The sequence below is a fragment of the Spirosoma validum genome (assembly GCF_014699035.1).
Taxonomy (GTDB): Bacteria; Bacteroidota; Bacteroidia; order Cytophagales; family Spirosomataceae; genus Spirosoma; species Spirosoma validum.
Genome location: NZ_JACXAA010000001.1, coordinates 1,183,650 through 1,198,018, shown reverse-complemented (window position 1 = coordinate 1,198,018; position 14,369 = coordinate 1,183,650). Strand labels below are relative to the sequence as shown.

Genomic DNA, 14,369 nt, shown 5'->3' with positions numbered 1-14,369 from the left:
AGTCAAAATGAAACCATACTACGCTATTGCCCTTGTGAGCCTTTTAGCTGCCTGCTCACAGGAAAAGAAGAACGACCTACAAAGCAAACGTGATGAACTCGCCGAGTTGAAATCGCAGCAAACCGAACTGAATACAAAGGTTAAAACGCTGGAAGGCGAGTTGGCGAAACTTGATCCGAAAAAGGCTGAAGATGCCCGCGTGAAAGAGGTAACGGTTGCTCCCCTATCGTCCAGTACGTTCAAACACTTTGTGGAATTACAGGGCACGATTGACGCGAAAAACAACGTACAGGTATCGCCTAAATCGGGTGGTGTTGTCACGGCGGTTTATGTGAAAGAAGGCGATAATGTACGGGCTGGACAACCCATTGCCAAAGTCGATGATCAGCTTCTGCGCGAGTCAGTTTCGGAAGTAAAAACGCAGCTTTCGTTGGCCAACACGGTTTTTGAAAAACAGGCGACTCTGTGGAAACAGCAGATCGGTACAGAGATTCAGTACCTGCAGGCGAAAAACAACAAAGAATCGCTCGAACGCCGATTATCAACATTGAACGCGCAATTGGGTCAGTCGACCGTAACGGCGCCCATTTCGGGCGTTGTCGATCAGGTAATTATCAAGGTTGGTCAATCCGCAGCACCGGGTATGGGCCTCGTTCGGGTTGTGAATCTGTCGCAGTTGAAAGTCGTTGCAAAAGTGGCCGATACGTATTCGGGCAGTGTTCATAAAGGGGATGCGGTAACCATCGATTTTCCCGATTTGAACAAGAAACTCAACTCGCATATATCGTTCGTGGCCACCATCGTGGACCCGTCCACCCGGACCTTTACCATCGAAGCGCCACTACCTTCCGATAACGTATTGAAACCCAATATGCTGGCTCGCATCAAAATCAACGACAAGACGCAGGCTAAAGCGATTGTCATCAACGAAAACCTGATTCAGGATACGGAAAATGGCAAGCTGGTCTACGTAGCCGTCAATGAAGGTGGTAAGAAAGTAGCGAAGGCGAAGCCGATTAAAACCGGTCAGTCATACGGCGGTAAAATTGAAGTGACGCAAGGGTTACAGTCGGGCGATCAGATCGTTACGGCTGGTTATCAGGATTTAGTGGACGGGCAACCTATCAATTTTTAGTCAATAGTCGTCAGTCGATAGTCATTAGTGGCTGACGACTGACGACTGATAACTAACGACTTATTTTATGAAATTTGAACAGTATAAAACCCTCGGATTCACCAACTGGTGCGTTGAAAACCGGACGGCGATTTACATCTTCACCTTCCTGATCACACTCGGTGGGCTGTTCGTGTACAATAACCTGCCGAAGGAGCAGTTCCCCGACATCAAGATACCACAGGTGTATATCAACACCGTGTATGTTGGCACGGCTCCTGCCGATATCGAGAATACGATTAACAAGCAGATCGAGAAGCAGTTAAAGTCGATCTCGGGTGTTAAACGGATCAAATCGAATGCTTTACAGGACGTATCGGTCATTCTCGTCGAGTTTAACCCCGACGTACAATCGGCTGAAGCGTTGCAGCGCGTTCGTGATGCGATTGATAAAGCCAAACCCGATCTGCCACAAAAACTGGATTCTGGGCCTACAGCGCAGGATGTAGACTTTTCAGAAATGGCGATCATGAATATCAACATGGCCGGTAATTTTTCGCTGAAGCAACTGAAAGAATACGCGGAAGATTTGCAGGATGTCATTGAAGGAATGCCCGAAATTCGGCGCGTGGATATTGTCGGCGCCCTGGAGCGTGAAATTCAGATCAACGTCGATTTGCCACGTATGCAGTCGGCAGGGCTGGCCTTTAGTGATATTCAGCAGGCTATTCAGGGCGAAAACGTTAACGTATCAGGCGGAGAATTGAATGTGGACGGTGTTCGCCGGACAGTACGTGTGAAAGGCGAGTTTACGGACGTTACGCAACTTCAGAACCTGCAGGTACGTACCGCCACAGGTGCTACCGTTCGGTTGGGCGATATTGCGGAAGTACGCGATAACTTTGAAGAGCAGCAGGATTTTGCCCGGTTGAACAACAAATCGGTTGTAACCCTGAACGTGATTAAACGGGCCGGGGCCAACTTAATTTCGGCTGCTGACCGTATCGAAAAAACTATTGAAGAGTACAGAGAAACGCGATTCCCACAAGGCTTAGACGTTAAAATCACGGCCGACCAATCAGAACGTACCCGTGAAAACGTCAATGACCTGATTAATACGGTTGTGCTGGGCTTCATTTTCGTGGTATTGGTGCTCATGTTCTTCATGGGCGTTCGCGACGCCATTTTCGTTGGCTTATCGGTGCCGCTTTCGGCGCTGGTGGCTTTCGTGCTGATGCCTGTTCTGGGACCAATGGTTGGAGCCTCATTCACGCTAAACACCATGGTGCTGTTTGCCTTCCTGCTCGGGTTAGGGCTGGTTGTTGATGACGCCATTGTGGTTATCGAAAACTCACACCGACTGTTCAATGAAAACAAAGACTGGGATATCAAACAAGCGGTAAAAGCCGCTGCGGGTGAGGTATTTGTGCCGGTGTTATCAGGAACGCTGACCACGATTGCACCGTTCTTCCCACTCCTTTTCTGGCCGGGTATTGTGGGTGAATTCATGAAATTCCTACCGCTAACGCTTATTCTGACGCTGTTTGCCTCATTGTTTGTGGCGTATGTAATTAACCCGGTGTTCGCCGTTACGTTCATGAAACGGCACGAAGACGACAATCACGAAGACAAACAGACCTTTGCCGAAATCAGACGTCCGCTAATTATCATGACCGTTCTGGCGGGTATTGGCTACGTTATTGACCGGGGTATCGGCAACCTGTTCGTACTGTTCATTGCTCTATACGTATTCAATCACTACGTATTGACGCCAAAACTGATCGTGCCCTTCCAGAATCGCTGGTTACCGGCGCTTAAGCATGGTTATCGTCGGTTAATTTCCTGGATATTGACCGGCTGGCGTCCCGTATTGGCTATTGTCGGCGCATTTGGCCTGTTAATCCTGACATTTATCATTGTTGGTATTGCCAAACCGAAAGTTCTGTTCTTCCCCAGCGGTGAACCGGATTACGTCTATGTCTACAACGTAATGCCCGTTGGCACTGATGCGCGCGTAACGGATTCGGTGACAAGAGTGATTGAAAAGCGCGTATTTAAGGTGCTGGACGACACGAAGGCTACCGATATTGTTAACTCAGTTATCTCAAACGTTGGTAAAAACGCGGGCGATCCAATGAATCCCGACCGGTCGGCGACTCCGCAGAAATCGAAGGTTACGATTGCGTTTAAACCTAACGAAGAGCGACATGGTATTTCGACGGATTCAATTTTGGCTAAAGTTCGGTCAGCCATGATCGGCTTGCCAGGAAGCGAAATTTCGGTAGAACGGGAATCTAACGGACCTCCAACCGGTAAGCCAATTGCCATTGAGATTGCGGGTGAAGAGTTTGACGAACTGAAAAAGTTAGAAAAACAGGTTCGGCAGAGAATCAGTCAGGCAGGTATTCAGGGTATCGATCAGTTGAAGTCGGATCTGATTACGAACAAGCCCGAAATTGTGGTCGATATTGACCGCGACAAAGCTGAACGTGAAGGCATTTCGTCGGGTCAGGTTGCTCTGGCGATTCGGACGGCGTTGTTCGGCCTTGAAGTATCAAAATTCCGGGATGCAAAGGATGAATACCCGATTATGGTTCGTCTGAAACCCGACGACCGTAGCCAGATTGATCGGTTATTGAGTCTGAACGTAGTATACCGCGATATGGTTATGGGTGGTCAGCTCCGGCAGGTACCCATTACGTCGGTAACGAACATCAGCTATTCGACAACCTTCAGCCAGATTAACCGGAAGAATCAGGAGCGGCTTGTTACGTTAAGTTCCGACGTAGTGCCGGGCTTCAATGCCAACCAGATTGTGGCGCAGATTCAGGACGTTATCAAAGAGATGGATGTTCCGAACGGATACACCGTTAAAATGGGTGGTGAACAGGAAGATCAGGCCGAGTCGATGAACTTCCTGGTGTCGGCCTTTGGTATTGCCATGCTGCTGATTTACCTGATTATGGCCACGCAGTTTAACTCAGTGGTAAAACCGCTGATTATCTTCGTAACCATCCTGTTCTCGCTGATTGGTGTACTGCTTGGGTTCGTTGTCTTCAACAAAGATTTCTCAGTCATCATGTCGGGTGTCGGGATTATTGCTCTGGCCGGTATCGTAGTGAAAAACGGGATTCTGCTCATCGAATTTATCGAGGAGCTACGGGGACGGGGCATTCCGCTACGGGAAGCCATCATCGAAGCCGGTGGTATTCGTCTGACACCAGTATTATTGACTGCTTCGGCCGCCGTACTGGGTCTGATTCCGCTGGCATTGGGTATAACCGTCGATTTTGTAGGCCTCTTCCGCAACTTTGATCCGCACATTATTGTCGGTGGCGATAGTTCGGTGTTCTGGAATATTCTGGCCTGGACGATCATTTTTGGCCTGACGTTCTCCACAATCCTTACCCTGGTCATTGTACCGTGTATGTACTGGATCAACGAACGTATCCGGATGAAGTGGTTTGGTAAAAAAGACCCTGCACTGGAATACGTCGAAGAGCCGGAAGAAGAACTGGTATAGAAAAATGCTTACTTGAAAGAAATGGGTAATTAAGGTGTCTGACAGATACCTAATTACCCATTTCTTTTATCAACTTTTTACGCAATCCCCCTGTTATCCAATTTCCTTATTCAAACTGCACATAATGAATCGTACTGCGTTGTTTTTCATTCTTCCCGCTATTCTACTCCTGATTGACTGGTACGTTTTTCAGGCGATTAAAACGTTGAGTCGGTCGGCTACCGAAAGCACGCAACGTATCATTGCTATCGTTTTTTGGGGCTTTACGGTGGTATCGTTACTGTTGTACGTAATCATGCAATTTTTGCCTCCCGATTCTATTAGTCGTCAGCTCCGCACCTTCCTTTGGGCAGCGATTGCCATTCCTTATTTCTCAAAGGTTTTTGCTGTACTAATCATTTTTATTGATGATCTCGGCCGGTTTTTCCGCTGGGTTGTCTCGCTGTTCTACAAGCCGGAAGTCCGTGAAGCGGTAGTCGATAACACGCAGCAGACCATTCCTAACGCAGCGGATGGCATACCGAAGGATGCGATCTCCCGGTCTGATTTCTTAATGAAAACGGCCTTAGTCGTTGGTGCTGTACCGTTAGTTGGCTTCACCTGGGGCATTTTGTCGGGTGCTCACGATTACCGGATTCGACGTATCAAACTCCCGCTAAAAAACCTGCCCTCTGGTTTCAATGGCATGACCATTGCCCAGATTTCGGATATTCACTCAGGTAGTTTTTTCAACAAAACGGCGGTGAAAGGTGGCGTGGAAATGCTGCTGGGTCAAAAGCCTGATATTATATTTTTCACCGGCGATCTGGTCAACACTCATGCGGAGGAAGTAAACAGCTATATCGACGTATTTGATAAATTGAAAGCGCCAATGGGTGTTTACTCAATCCTTGGCAATCATGACTATGGCAAATACGTACAGTGGCCCAGCGCGCAGGCCGAACGCCAGAATGTGATGAACGTAGTGGCAGCTCATAAACAAATGGGCTGGAATATTATGATGGACGAAAACAAGATTCTGGAGCAGAACGGCGACAAGATTGCGTTGATTGGCGTTCAGAATCTCGGGTTCGGTCCAGCGGCATTACGTGCCGGCAATCTGGCGAAAGCATATCAGGGTACGCAGGATTACCCCGTAAAACTTCTTCTTTCCCACGATCCTACGCACTGGGATGCCGAAGTACGCCCGAAATACAGCGATATCGACGTAACGTTTAGTGGCCATACGCACGGAGCACAGTTTGGCGTTGAAGTGCCCGGCATAAAATGGAGTCCAGCCCAGTATTTTTACAGACAGTGGGCGGGTTTATATCAGGAAGGCAATCAACGGCTTTACGTTAACCGTGGGTATGGCTATATTGGCTACCCCGGTCGCGTCGGAATTTTGCCGGAGATTACAATTTTTGAACTGGTAAAAGCATAGTAGCCTGGCCGCTGGTGCGCCAGCCCGGCCAGGCTACGGATTGATCACGTAATTGGGTAAATTGTAAGCGAACAGCAACAGTTTACCCAATTATCTTTTTAATGCCAGTCCGTTAACCAATAACCTAAGCAATCCGTTACGTTAATCAACTAACCATCAAGCGCGCATGAAAATCATCTTTATTACGGGTCTTTCGTTCTTTATGTCTTTGCTGTCTTATCTAAAGCCGATGGAAAAACCTCAGGCGACGAGCATTCCTCTCTGCCATAAGCCTGCCGGGCCGCTTTCTGCGAATGACATGTCGGCAATGGCTACTGATCCGGCATTCCAGCAATTACACGCGGCTCCTCTCCCGTTTACCTATACGGGTGCGGGCGAAATGATCAAATTCTCAACGCCCGACGGACAGTCGGCTAATGGATTCTTGCTGAAATCTAAGAAAGCATCCGACAAATGGCTGCTGGTCTATCAGGAATGGTGGGGATTAAACGACAACATTAAGCAACAGGCTGAAACATTCTACAACGACTTAAAGGATGTGAACGTACTGGCTGTTGATATGTATGATGGCAAGGTAGCTACTGAACCTGCCGAAGCTGGAAAACTAATGCAGGCTGCTAGTAAAGACCGGCTTACCAGTATTCAAAAAGGAGCCATTGCTTATGCTGGCCCAAAGGCTGAGTTCGCCAGTGTCGGCTGGTGTTTTGGTGGTATGCTTTCGCTCCAATCGGCGATTATGGAAGGGAAACAGGCAAAAGGTTGTGTGATGTACTATGGACGTCCAGAGCAGGATGTTGAGAAACTGAAGACGCTGAGTACAGATGTTCTGGGAATTTTCGGTAGCCAGGATAAAGGCATCACGCCCGAGTCGGTCAAGACGTTTGAAGAAAACATGCAGAAGGCCGGCAAAAAAGTAACGGTAAAAATGTATGATGCCGGGCATGGTTTTGCTAATCCCAGTAACCCGGTCTATAACAAAGAAGCTACCGCCGACGCTTACAAATTGTCACTAAATTATTTGAAAGATAAATTGAAAGCGTAGTACTTATCCTGCTGATTATAAAAGCCTGACTATCTGATGGTCAGGCTTTTTAATTAAACTTTAACAGCTTTCTTCTCGTTTCCATTAAACGTTTCGGTTCATAATCTGTCTAAATCACAAATCGGTTAAAAACCTACGACAGCGATGAAAACGGTTAAATGGAGTGGACTACTAGCTGGCTTGATCTTGGGTATCGCTACGGTCAGTTTCGGGCAGTATGGCCCTGGTTACGATCAGACATACCCGAATGGGAATCCGAACTATAATCCAGGTTATCCGAATGGCTCGAATGGGTACGACCCCAATTATCCGAATGGCTATGACCAGCGTTATCCAAACGGATACAACAACGGCTACAGACCCAATTATCCGAATGGTTACAATGGTTATTACCCGTATGGTCGACCCTATCCTGCTCAGCCACCGGTAATCATTGTACCTCCCCGGGTGGTAATCGCTCCACCCCCACCGCCAGTTTTCGTAGCACCCGCACCAATAATTGTTCGTCCCTATCTGGGTTATGGATACGGTTACAGACACCGTGGAGGACGTAACGGTAATGGCTGGCGTCGTTGGTAGGAAAAGTAAATTGTTCGCTAAACAGCTATCAAGTAGCCTTGTTTAGACGTTATATAAGTAGATGGTTCAACGTAATGATTCTGTAAAATGAAAACGATAAAATTAATGCCTTTGCTCACGGCCGCGATGCTGGTCGTTCTTTTGGCGAGTTGCGGTCCTGCTTATGTTAGTACAGGTGCCGGCTATGGCCCTGGCTATTATGGGGCTCGTCCGTATGGTTACAATTACGGCTACGGCTATCGTCCGTATGGGTATTACCGCCCGCCCGTGATCGTAAATCGCCCGCCCGTGGTTGTTCGTCCCCGTTATTACTCGCCCTCACCCCGTAATTACGGTGGTGGTGCTCCACGCGCTCGTGGCGGATATGGTGGAGGTTATAACGGTGGTGGCCGTTCACGCGGACCAAGATAAAAGACCAGTTAAGTCTGGTGGATTAAGTACCGACTCTTACAAGGGTCGGTACTTTTAGTTATAGGCTAACTCCTGCAATAATCAACTACCTACGTAATGCTCATAATCACCAGAACCAATAATTTTTTTCCCTGCAACAGGCATGTTGTATAAATAAATCCAGCAATTAAATGAGCCTTCTGACCAGCTAACGGGTATTATTGTCCGGATATATTCATGGGATTGACCAATCGGCTCATTGATGCCTTCATAATCATCCAGATAAGGCAGTAAAGTATGTTTATGTTGCCTGATGTCATACATTGTTCCCCAAACGAGTTGAAGACTATCCTGCTGATAAATGGCTCCTGGATAATTACCTAAATCGAAGAGCTGACCCGGAAAGGACCCTTCACCCACGTATTGACTGTGCTGACGCAGATAGCGCGCAAAGGAATTTGTAAATGCCGGACGTAACGTACCATAAACAATCAGATAGTCTGAATCTGTAAGCATATCGATTTTGAACTAAAAATCTTCTATTTTGGTCTGACTAATAGAGCGATTTCTGCGTTACTAAAGAAACAGGTTCTGGACATGAAAAAGACAAAGATTCTTCTGCTGCTTGCCGCATCACTTGTGCTGGTTGAGATTCCCCTGGAAACGATGGCTTCTTCATCTAGCAAAGCTTCGGAAACATCGATCTTTGGTCGTAAGAAAAAAGGGTACAAACAAAAGCGCGGAGGGTTGTTTAACACTGGTCTTTTTCGGAAGAAAAACCCCTGCGGCTGCCCGAATCATTAAGCAATTGTTAAGAAATTGTATTTATATCAGAGTCAGGCCCTTAGACGGGCCTTTTTTCGTTTAATTAGTTGTAAAAATCTGTGTTTCAGTGTATTTTTTCGTACCTTTGCGGTTTGAAAAGATGGCGGTAACAGACTCTGGCTGTTACAACTCAAAACCAATAACTCAACCAGAGACTGTTAAGGCTTCATTTGTATGCAATCAATTCGCAATATAGCAATCATCGCCCACGTTGACCACGGCAAAACAACACTGGTTGACAAGATTATTCACGCGTCCAAACTCTTTCGGGACAATCAGGAATTCGGCGACCTGATTTTGGACAACAACGACCTGGAACGCGAGCGGGGTATTACCATCGTTTCGAAGAACGTATCGGTTCGTTACAAAGACGTTAAGATCAACATTATTGACACACCAGGCCACAGTGACTTTGGTGGGGAAGTAGAGCGCGTACTGAAAATGGCCGACGGCGTTTGTTTGCTGGTCGATGCTTTTGAAGGCGCTATGCCGCAAACTCGTTTCGTGTTGAGCAAAGCCCTGCAACTGGGCCTGAAGCCAATCGTAATCGTAAATAAGGTTGATAAAGAAAACTGCCGCCCTGACGAAGTGCACGAGCAGGTTTTCGATTTGATGTTCAACCTCGGCGCAACCGAAGATCAGCTGGATTTCCCAACCGTATATGGTTCGTCGAAGCAAGGCTGGATGGGGCCTGATTGGCAAACACCAACCGATAACATTACCTATCTACTCGACACGATTGTTGCAACCATTCCGGCCCCTCCTATGAATGAAGGCTTGCCGCAGATGCAAATCACGTCACTTGATTATTCGGCGTTCGTTGGCCGGATTGCTATTGGTCGTGTTCATCGTGGTACGCTGAAAGAAGGCGCTAACATGGGCCTAGTTAAGTCGGATGGTTCGGTAAAGCGGGTAAAAATCAAAGAACTGCATTCGTTCGAAGGACTTGGCAAGCAAAAAGTGGCCGAAGTCATGTGTGGTGATATCTGCGCTGTTACGGGTCTGGAAGATTTCGAGATCGGTGATACACTGACAGATTACGACAACCCGGAAGCCATCACCCGTATTTCGGTAGATGAGCCAACGATGAACATGCTGTTCACGATCAATAACTCGCCATTCTTCGGTAAAGAAGGCAAGTTCGTGACCTCGCGTCACCTGCGTGATCGTCTTTACAAGGAGATTGAAAAGAATCTGGCTCTCCGTGTCGAAAATACCGATAGTGAAGACCGCTTCCTGGTTTATGGACGGGGTATTCTTCACTTGTCGGTTCTGATTGAAACGATGCGTCGTGAAGGCTACGAATTACAGGTTGGCCAGCCACAGGTATTGTTCAAAGAAGACGAAAATGGCCATAAGTTAGAGCCGATCGAAACGCTTGTTGTCGACGTACCGGAAGAAACAGCTGGTAAAGTAATTGAGTTGGCCACGCAGCGTAAAGGTGAATTGCTGATTATGGAGCCAAAAGGCGACTTACAGCACCTTGAATTTGAGATTCCATCGCGTGGGTTGATCGGTCTGCGCTCGAACGTACTGACTGCTACGTTTGGTGAAGCCGTAATGAGTCACCGGTTCAAAGAATACCAGGAGTACAAAGGCTCAATTCCTGAGCGGATCAATGGCTCACTGATTTCGATGACCAGTGGTTCAGCCACAGCTTACTCGATTGATAAACTTCAGGATCGGGGCGTATTCTTTGTAGAGCCTGGAGATGAAATTTACACAGGTCAGGTAATTGGCGAACACAATCGTCAGAATGACATCGTCGTAAACGTACAAACGGCGAAACAATTGACGAACATGCGGGCTTCCGGTTCGGATAACAACGTGAAAATTGCACCGAAAATCACGTTCTCACTCGAAGAATGCATGGAATATATCCAGAAAGACGAATACCTTGAAGTAACACCAAAAGCGTTACGTATTCGTAAAATTTTCCTGGATGAGAACGAACGGAAACGTAATGCGAGCAAGTTTGCGATGGCGTAATGAATGCTGTCCTTAGGCAATAATCAACCAAAAAGACCCGTCGATCACTCGACGGGTCTTTTTGGTTGATTACGCTGTAAATTAACTTTAAACGTGACCTCGTTCAGTAGAAATTCCGAAAGTAGGTAGTGACTTAAACGGGAGTAATACTGGTATTTTAGCCTGGGTAGGTTTAATAACTGAATTCTGAATAGCAGCGTATTCAGCCTGTCGGCGGGTATAGCTATATCCGGCAATGAATAGCAAACTACCGATAACAACTACAATAATTTTTTTCATATTGTTAAGCTTATTTTTTTGTTCAGGTGTGATAATCTCAATGCCAATTTATTAACTCTAGCGTTACATTCTATCGACTTATTATCAAACGGTTATAGATAAAATCCTGAACTCTTTTTAAGTTAAAAAAATCTCGACCTCTTTAACTTAATACCATGCCATTTTAGAAATTGAACATGACTATTAAAAAGATAACAAAAACGATGCACAATGGTTTGTACGAAACCGAATTATCTGCAAGCCAAAACGAAATTTAGTTCGATATATTAGCCAATCATGGTATAGACTATGCATTTAAAAGCTAACGCCAAGACGAATAGCCATGCGATTATAAATTCGTGCTTCGTCGCGCTGAATATCATTTCCCCCGATTGGCTTCTGAACGTCGGCGGTCTGGCGCTTATACGTTAGCGACATCACAAAAGCGGATGATGATGGTTTGCCGACCCGTAGAGCAATTCCGGGATTTATCATCCAGCCACCCTTAAGATCATAGCCCGTTGAATTCGTATGAAGCCAGGCGAATCCGTAGCCTCCATCCACAACAGCCAGCAAACGTACATTCTGCTCTGAACGTATCAAGTCGTAGCGGATTCCTGCACCAACGGGCATCAGCAAAGCCGATTTGTACCAGTCAATGCCTACTAAACCACCTACGGCTACTCGCTGAGTCAACTGAACGCCGTTGAAGGTCTGCGCGGTTAAGCTAACTTTATTTTCAACGATCTGAGTAGTCGAAGGGCCTGATAGTACTCGTCCGAATAAACCCCCTACTTCTGTATAATTTACGTAAGTGGGTCGTTGGGGAAACAGTTGGGCAGAAGCGTTTCCAGCGGAGAACGCCATGATCAGGTAAAGCAATAGCCGTTTCATAGTGATGATCAGTAATAGGTTGGACGGCTGATTGGAATATGACTCAGTTGGCGCAACTGACGCGGATTGCTGGCATCGAACTGGTAGAAACCATCCTTGCCAATGAGTAGTAGAGATTTCTCCAGCGGAATTACATCATAGGCATTCAGGTCTTCAATGTAATCAAGCAGATTACGATCGATATTCATGACGTCGCTTATATTGAATGATTTAAGGCCATAAGCACCTTCGCAAATGAATAGATTTGGATAAGCAACACCTAACCCGTGTGGATTACGCATTGGATAGCTTTTCAACAAGCGTGGGTTAACGAGATCGGTAATGTCAACAACGTCTAACTGATTGGTGAAACCACCACATTGATTACCAGAACGTAGTGTTACGTAGGCTGTATGATCATGCACTACGACCGGATCGCAGACACGAGCATGCTGAAAAACAGATAAACGCTCAGGCTTCTCCGGATTGGAATTATTGTAAATGTGCATACCCGACTGGGACCCAATAAACAGCTTGTCTTTGTAGGGAAAAATAGTTTCGATTCCCCAACCCAACTGTATTTGATTGCCAATCTTGGGGTTAGCCGGATCTTTTATGTTGAACAACTGCATAGTTGATTGACTGATCGTATAGAGGTAATCACTGTAAAGTGCAAACCGCGCCATTGAACCAGCGACCCCATTGGTCGTTGTCGAACCGCCAGCTTTGTCAGCCGAGCTGAACTGGGCATTGGATGATAAAGCCGTGGTAAACCACCCCCAACCGCCTGTTGGCGTAACATTTTCCTCGCAGTTTGTCTCAATGGTTTCGGTTACGTAACTAACGTTCTGGTCGTATACTATCTGATTCGTAGCGTCCATACTCCACCAACCACCTTCAAAGGAGCCATTGGGAAATACGTTCGGTACGCGGCTAACCTCTTTAATCGCAGCCAGATTGCTGATATCGAACGTAACCAGGTCCATATAGCTATCGGCATATAGCGTATTGTTGCGAATAGCCATATCGCCGTTGCCTGGGATTCGGATGAAAGCCACTGGTTTGGGAGATGACGGATTGCGGTTATCGATGATATGAATCCCCTGTTTCAGCTCATTAATGAACAGAAACTGATCTTTCGTGTAAATTTTCCCTGGATTAACCAGCGTCTGGGCATTTTCTACGTGAACACCCTGTCTGAGTTGCGCGAGGGTATAATTAACGGGTGTGTAACGCCGATACGTCCGGGTTTCTTTGCATTTATCTGTGCAACCAGCCAGCCATAAAATAGACGAAAGAAAAAGAAGTAAATAATTGGTTTTCATACGCGTAAGAGTTGAGGTGTAATACACGAGATTCTTACACGTATGAAAACGTTGGAAAGAGTTTAAAAAAAATTGCCCGGCTGTCCTGATTACGGCCGGGCAATGTTGATCTTACACAAAAAGGGGCAATTGATTATTGTTTTTTATACGCATACGTTGATCCATCAGCCAGAGTAGTTCCCTGCGGGGTTCGCTCCGTTAAATACAATTTACCATCCGCTAAGCGAAACGACTGCTCGGTTGAATCCTGCTTGTAATAAATAATTCCCTGAGTGCTTCCTCCATTGGGAAAGGAAAGTGTATAAGAACTAGATTGGATTGGTAATCCGTTACGCGTTTGGCGATACGTACCGCTATTCATAATACCATCGTAAAACAAGCTTTCACTATAACCTGCTTCAGCAGCCGTAACGGTCTTTTGGGTTAAACCATACGTAACGGTGTTGAGCGTCCAGTCGCCGACTAAAGGTGATGGTGGGAAATCACAGCCACAGATACGTTTTTCACAGCTAAAAACCAGTAGAATCAGAAAAACGATACAGGAACTAAGGCGTAAGGTTTTCATAATCAATTTACTTTTTTATACGTCAGTACCCCTGGTTGACTACCGCCATGATACAATCGAAGTCGTCCTGAAGTTGGTAAGTCAAAACGGGCAACGGCATTCAAGCTGGCAAAATACGTTTGCTCAAACTGCATAGCCTGGGGTGAGCCAGCCATATCGGTATACCCTAAATTATCGGCTGACATCGTACCGTCTAGCGTAGCGAATAATCGTAGTGTATAGCCATTAACAGCCGCTCTTCCACTGACATTAAATGGAGTAATATCCTGGGGTGGATTGCGGCTATCGTATGCAAACTGCAAGGTTACCCCGTTAGTCGAGTCTGGTTCAATGAGCTGCCATGTACCCACTAGAGCGGCAATGTTCGGAGCAACAACCGATTCTTTCTTTCCACATCGGGTTGTTAAACCTAGAAATAATAAAGCAATACTGACGCTTAGCAGGCGGGATAAAATCATTCGTT

General features: G+C 46.4%; 14 protein-coding genes. 8 read left to right on the top strand and 6 right to left on the bottom strand.

Annotated features, from left to right (window positions below; translation table 11 throughout):
* The first annotated feature begins 7 nt into the window (after positions 1-7).
* From IC230_RS04780 to IC230_RS04755, 6 genes are all read left to right on the top strand, one after another.
* A complete protein-coding gene (locus IC230_RS04780; RefSeq protein ID WP_191037806.1) occupies positions 8-1,135 on the top strand; it encodes an efflux RND transporter periplasmic adaptor subunit in 1,128 nt (375 codons plus the stop codon).
* Between the two features lie 67 nt (positions 1,136-1,202).
* A complete protein-coding gene (locus IC230_RS04775; protein ID WP_191037805.1) occupies positions 1,203-4,637 on the top strand; it encodes an efflux RND transporter permease subunit in 3,435 nt (1,144 codons plus the stop codon).
* Positions 4,638-4,761: 124 nt separating this feature from the next.
* Positions 4,762-6,060, top strand: coding sequence for a metallophosphoesterase (locus tag IC230_RS04770; RefSeq protein ID WP_191037804.1), 1,299 nt, complete (start codon positions 4,762-4,764; stop codon positions 6,058-6,060).
* A gap of 166 nt (positions 6,061-6,226) precedes the next feature.
* A complete protein-coding gene (locus IC230_RS04765) occupies positions 6,227-7,102 on the top strand; it encodes a dienelactone hydrolase family protein (protein ID WP_191037803.1) in 876 nt (291 codons plus the stop codon).
* Positions 7,103-7,246: 144 nt separating this feature from the next.
* The gene (locus IC230_RS04760) at positions 7,247-7,681 is read left to right on the top strand and encodes a hypothetical protein (RefSeq protein ID WP_191037802.1); all 435 of its coding nucleotides are present in this window, start codon (positions 7,247-7,249) and stop codon (positions 7,679-7,681) included.
* An 87-nt stretch (positions 7,682-7,768) separates the two neighbouring features.
* Positions 7,769-8,092: a hypothetical protein gene (locus IC230_RS04755; protein ID WP_223860264.1), complete on the top strand. Its 324-nt coding sequence runs from the start codon at positions 7,769-7,771 to the stop codon at positions 8,090-8,092.
* An 81-nt stretch (positions 8,093-8,173) separates the two neighbouring features.
* On the opposite strand, the gene IC230_RS04750 is transcribed toward IC230_RS04755, so the two are convergent.
* Positions 8,174-8,587 carry a gamma-glutamylcyclotransferase family protein gene (locus IC230_RS04750; RefSeq protein ID WP_191037801.1) on the bottom strand — a complete coding sequence of 138 codons (414 nt, stop codon included), beginning with the start codon at positions 8,585-8,587 and terminating at the stop codon, positions 8,174-8,176.
* Positions 8,588-8,668: 81 nt separating this feature from the next.
* On the opposite strand from IC230_RS04750, the gene IC230_RS04745 reads away from it, so the two are divergent.
* Together IC230_RS04745 and typA are read left to right on the top strand one after the other, a co-directional pair.
* Complete coding sequence (locus IC230_RS04745) at positions 8,669-8,875, top strand: hypothetical protein (RefSeq protein ID WP_191037800.1); 207 nt, start codon at positions 8,669-8,671, stop codon at positions 8,873-8,875.
* 195 nt (positions 8,876-9,070) lie between these two features.
* Positions 9,071-10,885, top strand: a complete 1,815-nt coding sequence (gene typA / locus IC230_RS04740) for a translational GTPase TypA (protein ID WP_191037799.1) — start codon at positions 9,071-9,073, stop codon at positions 10,883-10,885.
* An 87-nt stretch (positions 10,886-10,972) separates the two neighbouring features.
* Here the strand turns inward: typA and IC230_RS04735 are convergent, their stop codons facing one another.
* The 5 genes from IC230_RS04735 to IC230_RS04715 form a co-directional block, all read right to left on the bottom strand.
* Entirely contained in the window at positions 10,973-11,164 is a 192-nt protein-coding gene (locus tag IC230_RS04735) for a hypothetical protein (RefSeq protein ID WP_191037798.1), read from the bottom strand.
* Positions 11,165-11,458: 294 nt separating this feature from the next.
* The gene (locus IC230_RS04730) at positions 11,459-12,037 is read right to left on the bottom strand and encodes a hypothetical protein (RefSeq protein ID WP_191037797.1); all 579 of its coding nucleotides are present in this window, start codon (positions 12,035-12,037) and stop codon (positions 11,459-11,461) included.
* An 8-nt stretch (positions 12,038-12,045) separates the two neighbouring features.
* Positions 12,046-13,341 (bottom strand): LVIVD repeat-containing protein, encoded by a 1,296-nt coding sequence (locus IC230_RS04725; protein ID WP_191037796.1) that lies wholly within the window; start codon positions 13,339-13,341, stop codon positions 12,046-12,048.
* Between the two features lie 133 nt (positions 13,342-13,474).
* Positions 13,475-13,906: a hypothetical protein gene (locus tag IC230_RS04720; RefSeq protein WP_191037795.1), complete on the bottom strand. Its 432-nt coding sequence runs from the start codon at positions 13,904-13,906 to the stop codon at positions 13,475-13,477.
* Positions 13,907-13,908: 2 nt separating this feature from the next.
* Positions 13,909-14,364: an META domain-containing protein gene (locus tag IC230_RS04715; RefSeq protein WP_191037794.1), complete on the bottom strand. Its 456-nt coding sequence runs from the start codon at positions 14,362-14,364 to the stop codon at positions 13,909-13,911.
* Positions 14,365-14,369: the final 5 nt, after the last annotated feature.